Annotated in this window: 13 protein-coding genes; 7 read left to right on the plus strand and 6 right to left on the minus strand. The window is 59.6% G+C overall.

Features of this window, described 5'->3' with window-relative positions; all coding sequences use genetic code 11:
* Positions 1 to 164: 164 nt before the first annotated feature.
* From atpC to NZ960_05090, 3 genes are read right to left on the minus strand one after another with little or no spacing between them, the layout of a single operon-like run.
* Positions 165 to 599: an ATP synthase F1 subunit epsilon gene (gene atpC, locus NZ960_05080; protein MCS7176980.1), complete on the minus strand. Its 435-nt coding sequence runs from the start codon at positions 597 to 599 to the stop codon at positions 165 to 167.
* Positions 599 to 2,029: a F0F1 ATP synthase subunit beta gene (gene atpD, locus NZ960_05085; protein ID MCS7176981.1), complete on the minus strand. Its 1,431-nt coding sequence runs from the start codon at positions 2,027 to 2,029 to the stop codon at positions 599 to 601. Before atpD ends, atpC begins: the two co-directional genes overlap by 1 nt.
* Before the next feature lie 60 nt (positions 2,030 to 2,089).
* Positions 2,090 to 2,797, minus strand: coding sequence for a succinate dehydrogenase iron-sulfur subunit (locus NZ960_05090; protein ID MCS7176982.1), 708 nt, complete (start codon positions 2,795 to 2,797; stop codon positions 2,090 to 2,092).
* A 147-nt stretch (positions 2,798 to 2,944) separates the two neighbouring features.
* Here NZ960_05090 and NZ960_05095 point away from each other — a divergent pair, with 147 nt between their 5' ends.
* A complete protein-coding gene (locus NZ960_05095; GenBank protein MCS7176983.1) occupies positions 2,945 to 4,150 on the plus strand; it encodes a glycosyltransferase in 1,206 nt (401 codons plus the stop codon).
* Here NZ960_05095 and phnE read toward each other — a convergent pair.
* The 3 genes from phnE to NZ960_05110 are packed head-to-tail and all read right to left on the minus strand — an operon-like array spanning position 4,130 to position 6,857.
* On the minus strand, positions 4,130 to 5,143 hold the full coding sequence (phnE, locus tag NZ960_05100) for a phosphonate ABC transporter, permease protein PhnE (protein MCS7176984.1): 1,014 nt from the start codon (positions 5,141 to 5,143) through the stop codon (positions 4,130 to 4,132). The genes NZ960_05095 and phnE overlap by 21 nt on opposite strands.
* Positions 5,140 to 5,904 (minus strand): phosphonate ABC transporter ATP-binding protein, encoded by a 765-nt coding sequence (phnC, locus tag NZ960_05105; GenBank protein ID MCS7176985.1) that lies wholly within the window; start codon positions 5,902 to 5,904, stop codon positions 5,140 to 5,142. Before phnC ends, phnE begins: the two co-directional genes overlap by 4 nt.
* On the minus strand, positions 5,904 to 6,857 hold the full coding sequence (locus NZ960_05110; GenBank protein ID MCS7176986.1) for a phosphate/phosphite/phosphonate ABC transporter substrate-binding protein: 954 nt from the start codon (positions 6,855 to 6,857) through the stop codon (positions 5,904 to 5,906). Before NZ960_05110 ends, phnC begins: the two co-directional genes overlap by 1 nt.
* 48 nt (positions 6,858 to 6,905) lie before the next feature.
* Between NZ960_05110 and NZ960_05115 the strand changes: the two genes are divergently transcribed.
* The 6 genes from NZ960_05115 to ispG are packed head-to-tail and all read left to right on the plus strand — an operon-like array spanning position 6,906 to position 12,982.
* The gene (locus tag NZ960_05115; GenBank protein MCS7176987.1) at positions 6,906 to 7,340 is read left to right on the plus strand and encodes a hypothetical protein; all 435 of its coding nucleotides are present in this window, start codon (positions 6,906 to 6,908) and stop codon (positions 7,338 to 7,340) included.
* Positions 7,341 to 7,374: 34 nt separating this feature from the next.
* Entirely contained in the window at positions 7,375 to 8,634 is a 1,260-nt protein-coding gene (gene sucC / locus NZ960_05120) for an ADP-forming succinate--CoA ligase subunit beta (GenBank protein MCS7176988.1), read from the plus strand.
* 18 nt (positions 8,635 to 8,652) lie between these two features.
* On the plus strand, positions 8,653 to 9,645 hold the full coding sequence (gap, locus tag NZ960_05125; GenBank protein ID MCS7176989.1) for a type I glyceraldehyde-3-phosphate dehydrogenase: 993 nt from the start codon (positions 8,653 to 8,655) through the stop codon (positions 9,643 to 9,645).
* 12 nt (positions 9,646 to 9,657) lie between these two features.
* Complete coding sequence (locus tag NZ960_05130) at positions 9,658 to 10,860, plus strand: phosphoglycerate kinase (protein ID MCS7176990.1); 1,203 nt, start codon at positions 9,658 to 9,660, stop codon at positions 10,858 to 10,860.
* Positions 10,861 to 10,907: 47 nt separating this feature from the next.
* Positions 10,908 to 11,840, plus strand: a complete 933-nt coding sequence (locus NZ960_05135; GenBank protein MCS7176991.1) for a rhomboid family intramembrane serine protease — start codon at positions 10,908 to 10,910, stop codon at positions 11,838 to 11,840.
* Positions 11,837 to 12,982, plus strand: coding sequence for a flavodoxin-dependent (E)-4-hydroxy-3-methylbut-2-enyl-diphosphate synthase (gene ispG, locus NZ960_05140; GenBank protein MCS7176992.1), 1,146 nt, complete (start codon positions 11,837 to 11,839; stop codon positions 12,980 to 12,982). The genes NZ960_05135 and ispG overlap by 4 nt, the downstream gene beginning before the upstream one ends.
* The last annotated feature ends 8 nt before the right edge of the window (positions 12,983 to 12,990 follow it).

The raw sequence follows: 12,990 nt of genomic DNA on the forward strand, positions 1-12,990 counted from the left end.
AAAGCTTATAACGATTACGGGGCTGGGGGGTATTGTTAGCACTCCCCTACGAGGAGTGCTAATCGCCGGCCGCAAAATTACGAAGTAGAGCCAGATTCACGGAGCACAAGTTCGGCAACTACCTGAACTCTTTGCTGGAATCCTGCCCTCTATCTGACTCCGAATCAATCCTCAGAAATCTGCCTCCGGGCCCGCGCCAACTGAGCGGTTCGGAAGTTGATCTCGGCTTCCCGAAGCTCTTGGCGGGCCCGCCGGAGTTCGTCCCGCGTCTGGGCTGCATTGAGCTGGGCTCGTGCTGACTGGAGCCGCTGAGCCGCCTGCTGGAGATCTATCTCCTCCCCTGCAACGATGCTCTCTACGAGTACTGCAACGTGGTTGTGGAGGACTTCGACGAACCCACTACCGATAGCGTAGTAGACCGGCGTCAGATCAGGCAGCAGGATTTTGAGCACCCCTGGCTCCAGAGTCGAAAGAATGGGAGCATGCTGGTAGAGCACTTGGAATGGAGCCACCGTCCCCGGGAGAGTCACAGCAACCGCCTTGCCCTGGAAGACCGTCCCTCGAGGAGTGATGATATCGACGTCGAGAGCCCTGTCCATTACGCCGCTGCCTTGATTTCAGAGGCCTTCAGCTTCTTGGCCTTCTCCAGGGCCTCATCTAAAGTACCAACGTAGCTGAAGGCCACCTCCGGAACATCGTCAACCTCACCATCTAAGATCGCCTTGAAGCCCGCGACGGTATCCTCTACTTTGACGTACCGACCCGGCAACCCTGTGAACTGCTCAGCGACGTGGAATGGCTGGGAGAAGAACTTCTGGATCTTCCGAGCTCGGTAGACGATGAGCTTATCCTCGTCAGAAAGCTCGTCCATCCCCAGAATGTTGATGATGTCCTGCAGGTCCTTGTAGCGCTGCAGTACCTGCTTGACCCGCATTGCTGTCTCGTAGTGTTCCCGCCCGATGACCAAAGGATCCAGAATGCGGGAAGTAGACTCCAGCGGGTCCACAGCCGGATAGATACCAAGCTCCGCAATCTGGCGCGAGAGTACCGTCATGGCATCCAGATGTGTGAAAGTATTAGCCGGTGCTGGATCGGTAAGATCGTCGGCTGGGACATAGACGGCCTGTACGGAGGTAATGGAACCCCGTAGTGTCGAGACAATCCGCTCTTCCAGCGCCCCCAGCTCTGTTGCCAGCGTGGGCTGGTAACCAACTGCTGAGGGCATACGACCTAAGAGAGCCGACACCTCCGAGCCAGCTTGCACGAAGCGGAAGATATTGTCAATGAACAGGAGCACGTCGCGACCTTCCTCATCGCGGAAGTACTCAGCGATCGTCAGTGCTGTTAGCCCCACGCGAGCCCTTGCTCCTGGCGGCTCGTTCATCTGGCCGAAGACGAGCACGGCCTTATCCAAAACACCCGAGGCCTTCATCTCCAGCCAGAGGTCGTTCCCTTCACGTGTTCTCTCGCCTACCCCGCCGAAGACGGAGTAGCCTTGGTGATACTTGGCGATATTGTGGATGAGCTCTTGGATGATCACAGTCTTGCCAACCCCGGCCCCGCCGAACAGCCCTGTCTTCCCACCACGGGTAAAGGGCTCAATGAGGTCGATGACTTTGATGCCCGTCTCGAACATCTCTTTGCGGGTATTCAGCTCTACGAAGGCTGGGGCTGGCCGGTGGATGGGGTAGTACGCCTTCGCCTGAATCGGCCCTTTCTCGTCTATTGGCTCCCCAACAACGTTGAGAATGCGCCCTAACACTCCAGGTCCCACGGGGACCTTGATTGGCCCTCCAGTGTCGTAGACCTTCATCCCACGGACTAGGCCGTCCGTCGAGTCCATGGCGATAGAGCGGACACGATCTTCCCCAAGGTGCTGCTGTACCTCACAGATGAGGATGTCCTCCTTGTCCGACCCAGGCAGCTTCCGCGGGATTTTGAGTGCGTTCAAGACTGCTGGAAGCTCCCCGTTCGGGAACTCGACATCTACCACCGGCCCGATCACCTGTACGATGTAGCCCTCGTTCATCGCTGTCGTGTAGCTATTGTTCTCAACCGTTCAAGTCCCGCAAAACTAAGCAAATCCCCTTCAGCGCTCTACTGAGAGCTTCTTCAGCTGGGAGATGTGCCAAGTGATGTTGATCTCCTTCGGACAAGCCTCCACGCAGTTGAAGATTGTGTGACAGCGCCAGACGCCGTTCTCTGTACCGACAACAGCTAAGCGCTCTTCTGTTGCACCGTCACGCGGGTCAAAGATGAAGCGGTATGCCTTCAGCATAGCTGCTGGAGCCAAGTAATCAGGATGTGACCACAGAGATGGACACGATGCGGAGCAGCATCCGCAGAGAATGCACTTCGTAGATTCCATGATCCGCTCCATCTGCTCCGGAAAGACACGGTACTCTCGCCCATCCTCTGGAGGCTCTTCCTTCGGAATCAGGTAAGGCTTGACGGCCTCGTACTTGCGGAAGAAGGGCTCCATATCAACCACGAGGTCCTTGATGATCGGGAAGAACGGCAGCGGCTCGATCGTGATCGGTCGGCGGAGGTCCAAGTCTTTGAGCAGTACGGTACAGGCAAGCGCGTTCTTGCCGTTGATCTTCATCGCATCAGAGCCACACATCCCATGAGCACACGAGCGACGGAAGGTCAGCGTACCATCCTGCTCCTCTTTGATACGGTGGAGAATGTCCAGGACACGGTCGGTCGGATGGGTATCTTCGACGGTAAAGAGCTGGTAGTGCGGACGAGCGTCCGTCTCAGGGTTATACCGCAGGATCTTTACCTGGAGCCGCATGGGTCTACTTGGCATCTCTCTAAGCACCTGCGCACAAACTTACGACCTCACCTGAGTTTCCCTTCATTGACCTTCGTCATCCCTCCAGTGGGACATCGCAGTCATACGTCTACCTGAGCTTAGCTACCGAGCACATACTACGAGGATATGGCTACAGGCTCAGTCATCCTCATTGGCCCGGCACATCCCCTACGCGGCGGAGGGATTGCAACGTACACAGAAACCTTAGCGGCAACGTATCGGCGCTTAGGACGGCGAGCTGCTATCGTCACATTCCGCTACCAGTACCCGCAGTGGCTCTTCCCGGGCAAGACGCAGCTCAGTTCTGAGCCGCCACCTACGGGATTGGAGATCTACCCCATCCTCCACTCACTCTGGCCAGTCAACTGGCTCAAAACCGCTCGGCAAATAGCCGAATGGAATCCCGAGGTACTCCTCGTTAACGTTTGGCTCCCCTTCTTTGCCCCATGCTTAGGCACGATCGTACGCGCTGTACGCCGACGGCGACCAACGATCGTTTCGGTTGGCATCATTCACAACGTAACACCCCATGAGCATTTCCCGGCTGCAGATGCCTTAACTCGCTATGTCCTGCGGCCACTTGACGCCTTCTTGCTCCTTTCCGAAGCCGTGGCCCGCGAGCTCCAGCGCTTTGATGCCTCCAAGCCGCGGCGCGTGTCGCTTCATCCGCCATTTGAGTATGGCGAGCTGGTTTCGCAAGAAGAAGCACGCCAGCGGTTGGGCCTACCACTGAACGCTCCAGTCGTGCTCTTCTTCGGCTTGGTCCGCCTGTACAAGGGAGTTGATCTTCTCTTGGAAGCCCTGCCGCGAATACCCCTGCCTGCTTACACCGTCATTGCCGGCGAGTGGTACATAGATCCGGCTCCATTCCTGCGCCGTGCCCGTGAACTTGGGGTGAGCGAGCGACTCGTCGTCCTCAACCGCTTCATCCGGCGTGAAGAAGCGCCTCTCCTCTTCAGTGCAGCCGATATCGTCGTGCAACCATATCGCAGTGCGACTCAGAGCGGAGTTACTCCCTTGGCACTCCGCTACCAACGTCCTGTTGTGGTTACCAACGTCGGTGGGCTTGCCGAGTACGTTGAGCCTGGGAAGACTGGCTACGTTGTCCCGCCTACTCCGGAGGCTATTGCGGCAGCTCTCACAGACTTCTTCGTACACCGTCGAGGAGTGTCGTTTGCCCCCTTTCTCCAAGCTGCCGCTCAGCGGTGGAGTTGGGACAACGTCGTCACGACCTTAGACGAACTTGTCGAAGGAGTGCTCCAGCAGCGCCAGCAACAGAACCGCACGCAGACACGCCCCGGAAAGGAAGCCCTACGCCAAGGCCTCCCGTAAGCGTGCCGAGGCGTAGTCCAATATCCAGACTACGGCAGCAATCACCAGCACAATTAGGCCAACCTCATGCCAGCGAGCTAGCCCCTGGTACTGCATCAGAAGCGTTCCAATACCGCCACCCCCCACCAAGCCGATTACCGTTGCCATCCGGACGTTCGTATCCCAGCGGTAGATCGTGAACGCCAAGAAGGGCAGCACCACCTGCGGCACGATCCCGAACCAGACGACCTGGATCGGATGCGCCCCTGTCGACTCCACTGCCTCAATGAGTCCAGGGTCGACGGATTCCACCTGCTCCGAGTACAGCTTCGCTAACGCGGCCACTGTATGTACCGTCATCGCCAACATCCCAGCAAAAGGGCCAATCCCAACCCAGACGGAGAAGATGACAGCCCAGATGAGTGGCTCAACCGAGCGTGTGAAGTTGATGAGCACCCGAAGGACCGCGTAGAGCGCAAACGTCAAAGGATGGCGTCGCATTACGTTCCGCGCTGCAAGGAATCCAAGGAGCAATGCTGGCGCTAAGCCGGCCAAGGTGGCCATCAGCGCAATGTAGATGGTCTGCACCATCGCCGCGAGAGCTTTATCCAAGATGGAGAACTCGGGGGTCAACAGCGCCCGGAAGAGACGGCCCGCGCTCTCCAAGCCCTGTGGCGAGAAGAGCTCCAGCGGCGAGATCTTCGTCACCACCCAGCCTGCCCAAACCGTCAGTACTAACAGCGACAGTCCCCAGTGAAGAGCTCCAGCTTGCTGCCACGGACGGAGCCCATGCCCGCCAGCACTAATCCATGCGCCAAGCGTGCAATGGCATCCTAGTCCAATCGCCACCGTCAAAGCTCCGCCTCCCACGTACGCTGCCAACTCGACGGCAGAGATGACCTCTGAACCGCTCCCCACCACCATGTGCTGCCACACAACCCGATGGAGAACAACGGCCGCGTACGTGCCCAACAGGAAGTCCACCACGATACCCTGCCAACGGCGGTGCGTCATCGGATCTCCACCTCCTGTGCTTCCTCGCCGTAGATGTGGCGGAACCACTCGTCGGTGATTTCCGTTGGAGCCCCCTCGAACACTATGCGCCCTGCGCGGAGCGCGACGACACGGTGAGCATAGCGCCGCACGAGGCTCAAGAAATGGAGGCTGCAGACGACTGTGACGCCAAAGCGCTGGTTGACCTCCTCCAAGTACCGCATGACAGAGTGAGACGTTGCCGGATCCAGACTAGCCACAGGCTCATCCGCCAAAAGGGCCTGAGGACGCTGCATGAGGGCTCGGGCAATTGCCACCCGTTGTTTCTGTCCACCGGAGAGCATCCGGACACGGTCGTAGGCCTTGTCAGCAAGTCCGACCACTTCCAAGTTGTGCAGTGCCTCTTCGATGAGCTCTTGCGAGAAACTCCCCACGAGCGAACGCCAGACGCTGACACGCCCCAGAGCACCTACGAGCACGTTCTCCAAAACCGTCCGACGCTCAACGACGTTGAATTGCTGGAAGATCATCCCAATCCGCTGACGGAAGCGGCGTAGTTCCCGTCCCTGGAGATGGGTCACGTCCTGCCCATCGAAAAGGACTCGCCCTGTCGTTGGCTCGGTGAGCCGATTGATACAGCGCAGCAGTGTAGACTTCCCAGAGCCACTCAGCCCAATGACAGCCAGGAACTCCCCCCGCTGCACTTGCAACGAGACACCATCCAACGCCTTAACACCATTTGGGAAGACCTTGCTGACGTCGTGGAGCTCAATGAGTGCCATCAGCGCAGCAACCTCTCTACATCGCCAACATATCGGCGCAGGAGTTGCCGAAGTCCGTCGTAGTCTTGGTCCCGCACGGGTGCGAACCCCTCCACGCTGTAAATCTCAAAGAGAGCCCGCCGACCTTCCGGCGTAGACTGGAATGCCAAAAGACCGCGCACGAGCCGCTCCACAACAGGCTCGGGCAAATCTGCCCGCACGACGATGGGGTCATTCGGAATGGAATCCGTCAGTGCGATGATCCGCACCTTCTCCACAACATCTGGGAACTGCTTTAGGACGCGAGCTCGAGCATCACGGATTTCCCCCGTAACGGGGTCTGGCGGCGAGTAGTACGTTGCTCCGGCATCCACCTGGCGCTGGTAGACCATCGTCACCACGTTGTCGTGGCGCATCGCGAAGACCTCTTCCGCAGGACGGACACCTGCCTGTTCCAGGAGTGCTTTGGGCAAGATGTAGCCAGAGGTAGAGGCCGGGTCAACGTAGGCGATGCGCTTTCCGGAGAGCTGCTCCAGTTCTCGGATGCCGGTATTCGTGTGGGTGATGATCTGGCCACGGTAGCTCAGCTCCCCATGTCGCCGGACGACTCGGAGTACAGCCCGGACCCCATACCGTTCGCGGGCCAATAGGTAGCTGAAGGCATTCATCGCAGCGATATCAGCCTTCCCTGCTCCGAAGGCTTCTACGACGGCTATGTAGCTCGTCGGTACCGAAGCCTCGACGTGATAGCCCGTAGCTTGCCGGAGGAATCTCACAAGCGCCTCGGCGCTCTCTGTCACCTTCTGGGCGTCCACAGCCGGCACCAGCAATAGCCGTATAGGTCGTCCCGGTGTACCCAGGGCCTGGGAGACAAACAACGGCTGAAGCGAGAGCTTCGCAACACCGGCCAGCAACAGAATGCCATAGCCTAACAATAGGCGCAGTAGCCGCCGTCTGTGTTGCCCGAATTCCATAGGTTTGCGCGTCAAAAGAGGGCCTGTGTCACGCCAAATTACAACGCCATGTACCTACCTGTGCTGTTAGCTCTTCTGCTGCTCCTATCGTGTGCTCCGAGCCGTCAGCCCGAACCAGCAGCCGAGCCGCAAGAGCTCCGACTGGATACAGCTCCTAAACCAGTCGCGGATACAGCTGCTGCGCAGCCGGCTGCAGTTCCTCAGCAGAGTGCCGACACAGCGAAGCAGACGGCAACTCCACAGAAGACCGAGCAGAAAGCCCAGCAGCAAAAAGCCCAGCAACAGCAGCCTCGTCGGCTACCGCCAGCTCCGCAGACGGTAACGCCTCCTGAGGAAGGGATCCAGATCCGCACAGAGAAGAAGCCACGCGACGGCGCCACTCAGCAACAAGCCCCCCAGCAGCAAGCTCCTCAACAGCAGCAGAGTGGTGCCGAAGAGGGCGGCCTGCAGATTCGAACTGAGAAGAAGCCGCGTAATCCGTAAAGCTGCTCCTGAGGACGAGAGTGTAGAGGCCGCCATGAACCTGCACGAGTTCCAAGCGAAGGAGCTCCTACAACGATACGGCGTCCCAATTCCATTGGGACGGGTCGTCCGGACTGCTGAAGAGGCTGGGGCCGTCACTTATCGAGACTTCGTGCTGCGGAACATCAATGCCATCGTTGTGAAGGCACAGATCCACGCTGGTGGGCGCGGGAAAGGTCAGTTCGTCCATGCCGAGACCGGCGAACCCCTCACTTGGAACGGGGAACCGCTGCGGGGCGTGGTGCTCCTACGGGAGGGCAACATCGCCGACAAAGCCTACCGGGTAGGCCTGTTGATGCTGGGGAATCGGCTAGTCACGGCACAAACAGGTCCCGCAGGACGCCGTGTGCGTTATCTGCTCCTCGAAGAGGCACTCCCGATTGCTCAGGAGCTCTACGTGAGCATCACATTGGACCGCAGCCGTCGCCGGCCCCTGCTTATGGTCTCTGGCGAGGGAGGTGTGGAGATCGAAACGATTGCAGCCGAACGTCCTTCGGCATTGCTACGCGAGCACATTCACCCCTTCTTAGGCCTCCAAGCCTTCCAAGCACGCCGTATTGCCTTCTGGATCAGACTGGAAGGCGAGTTGATCCCTACCTTCACGGAGCTGCTCCAGAGGCTTGCCCATGCTTACGACGAGCTTGAGTGTAGTCTGCTGGAGTTGAACCCGCTGGTCCGTACCCAGGACGGACGCTTCATCGCCCTGGATGCCAAAGTGAGCTTGGATGACAACGCCCTCTTCCGCCATCCGGACCTAGCCGCATTAAGGGACACCGAGGAAGAAGACCCGCGGGAGGTGGAAGCCTCTCAATACCACCTCAGCTACGTCAAACTCGATGGGAACGTTGGCTGCATGGTCAATGGAGCTGGTCTGGCAATGGCAACGATGGACATGATCCAACTCGCGGGAGGCCGACCAGCGAACTTCCTGGACGTGGGGGGTGCAGCTAACGTAGAGCGGATTGCCCATGCTTTCCGGATTATGCTCTCCGATCCCGACGTCCGGGTAGCCTTGGTCAACATCTTCGGGGGAATCGTGCGCTGTGACCGCGTCGCTCAGGGAATCGTTCAGGCACTCCAGCAGATAGAACCGACCGTTCCGATTGTCGTCCGGCTGGAAGGGACGAATGCCGAAGAGGCAGCCCAAATCCTCCACGCTTCGGGGTTGCGGTTCCGCGTCGCTCGGAGCTTGGAGGAAGCTACAGCCCAGGTTCGGGAAGCTCTCCAAGAGGCCGGTGCACAGGCAGTAGTGTAGTACATTCGGCACTGTGCTATGGCACTTCGGGTTGCCATCAACGGATTCGGACGCATCGGGCGCCTCTTCCTCCGGGCTGCTCTCCAGCGCCGCGTTCCGATAACGTTCGTCGGCATCAACGACCTAACCGATGCTCCCACGCTGGCCCACCTGTTCAAGTACGACTCTGTCCATGGGCGCTTTCCGGGAGAGGTCAAAGCCGAAGACGGAGCCCTCATCGTAGATGGACATCGGATCCCAGTCAGCGCTAGCCCTACTATCGAGGACATCCCATGGAGCGAGGTAGACATCGTTGTAGAGGCTACAGGCAAATTCACCCGCCGCGCCGACGCCGAAAAGCACCTCCAGCGGGGTGTGCATAAGGTACTCCTCACAGCCCCTCCCAAGGACAGCGCCGACGCAATCATCGTCCTTGGGGTCAACGAGGACTCCCTTACAGGGCAGGAGCGCATCATCTCGAATGCCTCCTGCACAACCAACTGCATTGCTCCGATGGTGAAGGTCCTCCACGATGCCTTCGGGGTTGAGAGTGGCTTCATGGTAACCATCCACGCCTACACGAACGACCAGCGCATCTTGGACCTCCCCCACAAAGACCTCCGACGGGCCCGAGCAGCGGCGCTGAATATCATCCCGACGACGACCGGGGCAGCTCGAGCCGTCGGAGCTGTCATTCCAGAGCTTAAAGGCCGCATAGACGGCTACGCTCTCCGAGTCCCCGTGCCGGACGGGTCCGTTACAGATCTGACCGCCGTAGTGAAGCGTCCGGTAAGCCGCGAAGAGGTGAATGCTGCTTTCCGCGAAGCAGCTACAGGAAGACTCCGTGGCATCCTGGAGTACACGGAAGAGCCGCTGGTCTCCAGCGACATCATCGGCAATCCGCACTCGTGCATCATTGACGGCCTCTCCACGATGGCCAATGGGACGCTGGTCAAGGTCGTAGGCTGGTACGACAACGAATGGGGCTACGTCCAGCGGCTCGTAGACTTGGTGCTCCGCTTAGGGGATTGAGCAGCCACCTCAATGATACTCCGCCTGCACGAGCTGCCGATTGCTGGACGCCGTGCCTTGGTACGCGTCGACTTCAACGTCCCGCTCTCCGAGGACGGGGCTATCGTCGACGACACCCGCATTCGAGAGGCGCTACCAACACTCCAAGAGCTTCGCTCAGCCGGAGCGATACCAATCCTCCTCTCCCACCTCGGACGCCCGAAGGGTAAGCCCATGCCGCATCTGTCGTTAGCTCCTGTTGCCCGCCACCTGGCAACACTGCTGGATTGCACTGTACACTTTGCTCCCGACTGCATCGGCGAGCCTGCCCAGCGAAGCATTGCCGACGCCCGCCCAGGGGATGTCGTCGTCTTAGAGAACCTCCGCTTCCACCCAGGCGAGGAGTCCAACGACGAAGCCTTTGCCGCGCAGTTGGTTCACGGGACTGAAGTCTACGTCAACGACGCCTTCGGGACCATTCACCGAGCACACGCAAGCGTTGTAGCGCTTCCGCGTCGGATGCGGTGGAAAGGCATGGGGTTGCTAATGGAGCGCGAAATCACGGCGCTCCGACGACTCCGAGACACTGCCGAACGCCCGTACGTCGCCATCCTGGGTGGGGCGAAGGTATCTGACAAGCTGGATGTGCTGCAGGCCCTGCTCCAGCGCTGCGACGTGCTCTTGCTCGGCGGCGGCATGGCCTTCACGTTCTTGGCAGCCCGTGGAGTCCAAATCGGCAACTCCCTCGTAGAGCCTGACCTCATCCCCACAGCTCACCAACTCCTCCAGCAGGCCGATGCTCTCGGCAAGCAGATCCTACTTCCCGTCGATGTCTACTGCGCTCCGGAACTGCGCAATGGGGCTCCCGTGCAGCTCGCCTTGCTCTCGGAGGGAGGCATTCCCGAAGGCTGGAGAGGAGCCGATATCGGGCCACAGACAGTAGCGCTCTTCGCACGCCAACTGGAGTCTGCTCGCACCATCTTCTGGAATGGCCCGCTTGGCGTCTACGAAATCCCTGCATTCCGCGCTGGGACCCTTGAACTAGCCCGCGCTATTGCTGAAGCCACCCGCCGGGGGGCTTTCAGCCTGGTCGGTGGCGGCGATTCCGTTGCAGCGCTACGGCAGTTAGGGATGGAGAGTGCTGTAAGCCACCTCTCTACTGGTGGTGGCGCATCGCTGGAATTCTTGGCGGGACGCACTCTACCTGGCCTAGAGGCCTTGGAGGGGCAATCTTAGCCGATGGGCTACGTCTTACAGCGCCAGGTACGGAAGTACCCCAGGCGATGACCTACTACGACACCTGGCGCCGGCGCCGCTTCCTGGCCGATAATCCAGCCCTGCGAGCAATCATCCTCCTCAACATTGCCGTCTTCGTTGTCCAGCACCTCTTCCTAGCCCTCTTCCGGTACCACGGCACACCGCTGGAGGTGTTCTTCGTAGAGTACTTCGCCCTCCAGCCTCTGCTGAGCGGTTCCTTCTTCCCCTGGCAGCTCCTGACCTACCAGTTCATGCACGCTGGTTTGGAGAACATCTGGCACATCGTCTTCAACCTCTTCATCCTCTGGATGTTCGGGATGGAGCTAGAGCAGCTCTGGGGAAGCCGGCGCTTCACGTGGTACTACCTACTCTGCGGGATTGGAGCTGGCCTCCTCCACCTCCTCGTCCAGCTCTTCTGGACCTACCCTGCCCCAACGGTCGGCGCATCGGGAGCCGTCTACGGCGTGCTGCTTGCCTTCGGTCTGACCTTCCCTGACCGCCCTGTCTTCATGTTCCCCTTCTTCATCCCCATCCCGGCCCGCATCCTTGTCATCCTCATGGCAGGCATTGAGTTCATCTCTGGCGTCAGCAGCGCTGGCTCGCCAATTGCGCACTTTGCCCACCTGGGAGGCGCCCTCACCGGTTTCCTCCTGCTGCGCTTCGGAGACCGCGTGGGACTCTTCTCAGCTCTCGATCGAGCGTGGTTCTGGGCACGTCGAGCACGTTTCCGGCTCTCCGCTCCACCACGGCGCAGGAGCAGGAGAGGTGTTTCGCAACCTCAAACGGTGCGCCTTGTCCCTGCTGAGGAGGTCCTCCTCTACTTTGAAGGGCAGCCTATCACCCAGAGCGACATTGACGCCATCCTGGACAAGATTGCGGCCTTCGGGTACGAAAGCTTGTCGGAACGCGAACGTCGCATTCTCTACGAAGCAAGTCGCCGTCTCCAAGCAGAGCCATGAGCGAACTCATCAAGCTACCTGTTGCTGCAGAAACCTCTGCGGCTATCACCGAGCAGCCCTATGCGACTCGACCATACCGGCGCCGCCGGACCCGGCGCGTCTGGGTAGGGAATGTTCCCGTCGGAGGGAATGCTCCGATCTCGGTGCAGACGATGACCAAAACCAAGACCGCCGACGTAGAAGCTACGGTAGCCCAAATCCTGCGTTGCAAAGAAGCCGGTGCCGACATCGTGCGTGTCACCGTCAACGATTGGGAAGCCGCCGAAGCCATCCGGGAGATTGTTCGCCGTGTGGACATCCCCATCGTCGCTGATATCCACTTCAACCACGTCTTTGCCCTCAAGGCCATAGAGGCCGGAGTTGCCAAGGTGCGCATCAATCCTGGGAACATCGGCTCTCGAGAGCGCATCCGCCAAGTCCTCACGGCTGCCAAAGAGCGGGGCATCCCCATTCGGATCGGCGTCAACTCGGGCTCGCTGGAGAAGGATATCCTGGAGAAGTACGGCTACCCTACCCCTGAGGCACTGGTGGAGAGCGCTCTCCGGCATGTGGAGATCGCCCAGGACTTCGGCTTCGATGACATCGTCATCTCTGTGAAGTCCACCGACGTGCGGCTGATGATCGAAGCTTACCGCCTTCTGGCAGACCAGGTTGATTTCCCGCTCCACTTGGGCGTGACCGAAGCAGGACTGCCCGGTCCAGGGATCATCAAGTCAGCCGTCGGAATTGGCACCCTGCTGGCCGAAGGAATTGGAGACACCATCCGCGTGTCCCTCACGGACGAGCCGGAACGGGAGGTCGAAGTCGGCAAGGAAATCCTCCGCTCGCTCGGCTTGGCGCAGCGTAGCGTGGAGATCATCGCCTGCCCGACCTGCGGACGAATTGAGGTGGACCTGTTCCGCATCTCCCGAGAGCTAGAGGAGGCCGTGCGGCGCTCGGGAATCCGCAAGCCCGTCAAGATTGCCCTCCTGGGCTGTGCCGTCAACGGTCCTGGGGAGGCCAGTGAGGCGGACATTGGCATTGCGGCAGGCCGTGGCGTGGCGATCCTATACAGAAAGGGCGAAGTCGTCCGCCGTGTGCGAGAGGAAGAGATCGTCTCGGCCATCTTGGAAGAGCTAGAGCGGTTCCAGCCCGAGGAGTAGCCTGCCCG

This window comes from Candidatus Kapaibacterium sp., from assembly GCA_025059875.1.
Classification (GTDB): domain Bacteria; phylum Bacteroidota; class Ignavibacteria; order Kapaibacteriales; family HRBIN21; genus HRBIN21.

Bases quoted from the DNA above. Each gene is read 5' to 3' on its own strand.
- atpD (MCS7176981.1), bottom strand. From the start codon at position 2,029: ATGAACGAGGGCTACATCGTACAGGTGATCGGGCCGGTGGTAGATGTC.
- NZ960_05130 (MCS7176990.1), top strand. From the start codon at position 9,658: ATGATACTCCGCCTGCACGAGCTGCCGATTGCTGGACGCCGTGCCTTG.
- NZ960_05110 (MCS7176986.1), bottom strand. From the start codon at position 6,857: ATGGAATTCGGGCAACACAGACGGCGGCTACTGCGCCTATTGTTAGGC.
- ispG (MCS7176992.1), top strand. From the start codon at position 11,837: ATGAGCGAACTCATCAAGCTACCTGTTGCTGCAGAAACCTCTGCGGCT.
- phnC (MCS7176985.1), bottom strand. From the start codon at position 5,904: ATGGCACTCATTGAGCTCCACGACGTCAGCAAGGTCTTCCCAAATGGT.
- phnE (MCS7176984.1), bottom strand. From the start codon at position 5,143: ATGACGCACCGCCGTTGGCAGGGTATCGTGGTGGACTTCCTGTTGGGC.
- NZ960_05095 (MCS7176983.1), top strand. From the start codon at position 2,945: ATGGCTACAGGCTCAGTCATCCTCATTGGCCCGGCACATCCCCTACGC.
- gap (MCS7176989.1), top strand. From the start codon at position 8,653: ATGGCACTTCGGGTTGCCATCAACGGATTCGGACGCATCGGGCGCCTC.
- NZ960_05090 (MCS7176982.1), bottom strand. From the start codon at position 2,797: ATGCGGCTCCAGGTAAAGATCCTGCGGTATAACCCTGAGACGGACGCT.
- sucC (MCS7176988.1), top strand. From the start codon at position 7,375: ATGAACCTGCACGAGTTCCAAGCGAAGGAGCTCCTACAACGATACGGC.
- NZ960_05115 (MCS7176987.1), top strand. From the start codon at position 6,906: ATGTACCTACCTGTGCTGTTAGCTCTTCTGCTGCTCCTATCGTGTGCT.
- NZ960_05135 (MCS7176991.1), top strand. From the start codon at position 10,908: ATGACCTACTACGACACCTGGCGCCGGCGCCGCTTCCTGGCCGATAAT.
- atpC (MCS7176980.1), bottom strand. From the start codon at position 599: ATGGACAGGGCTCTCGACGTCGATATCATCACTCCTCGAGGGACGGTC.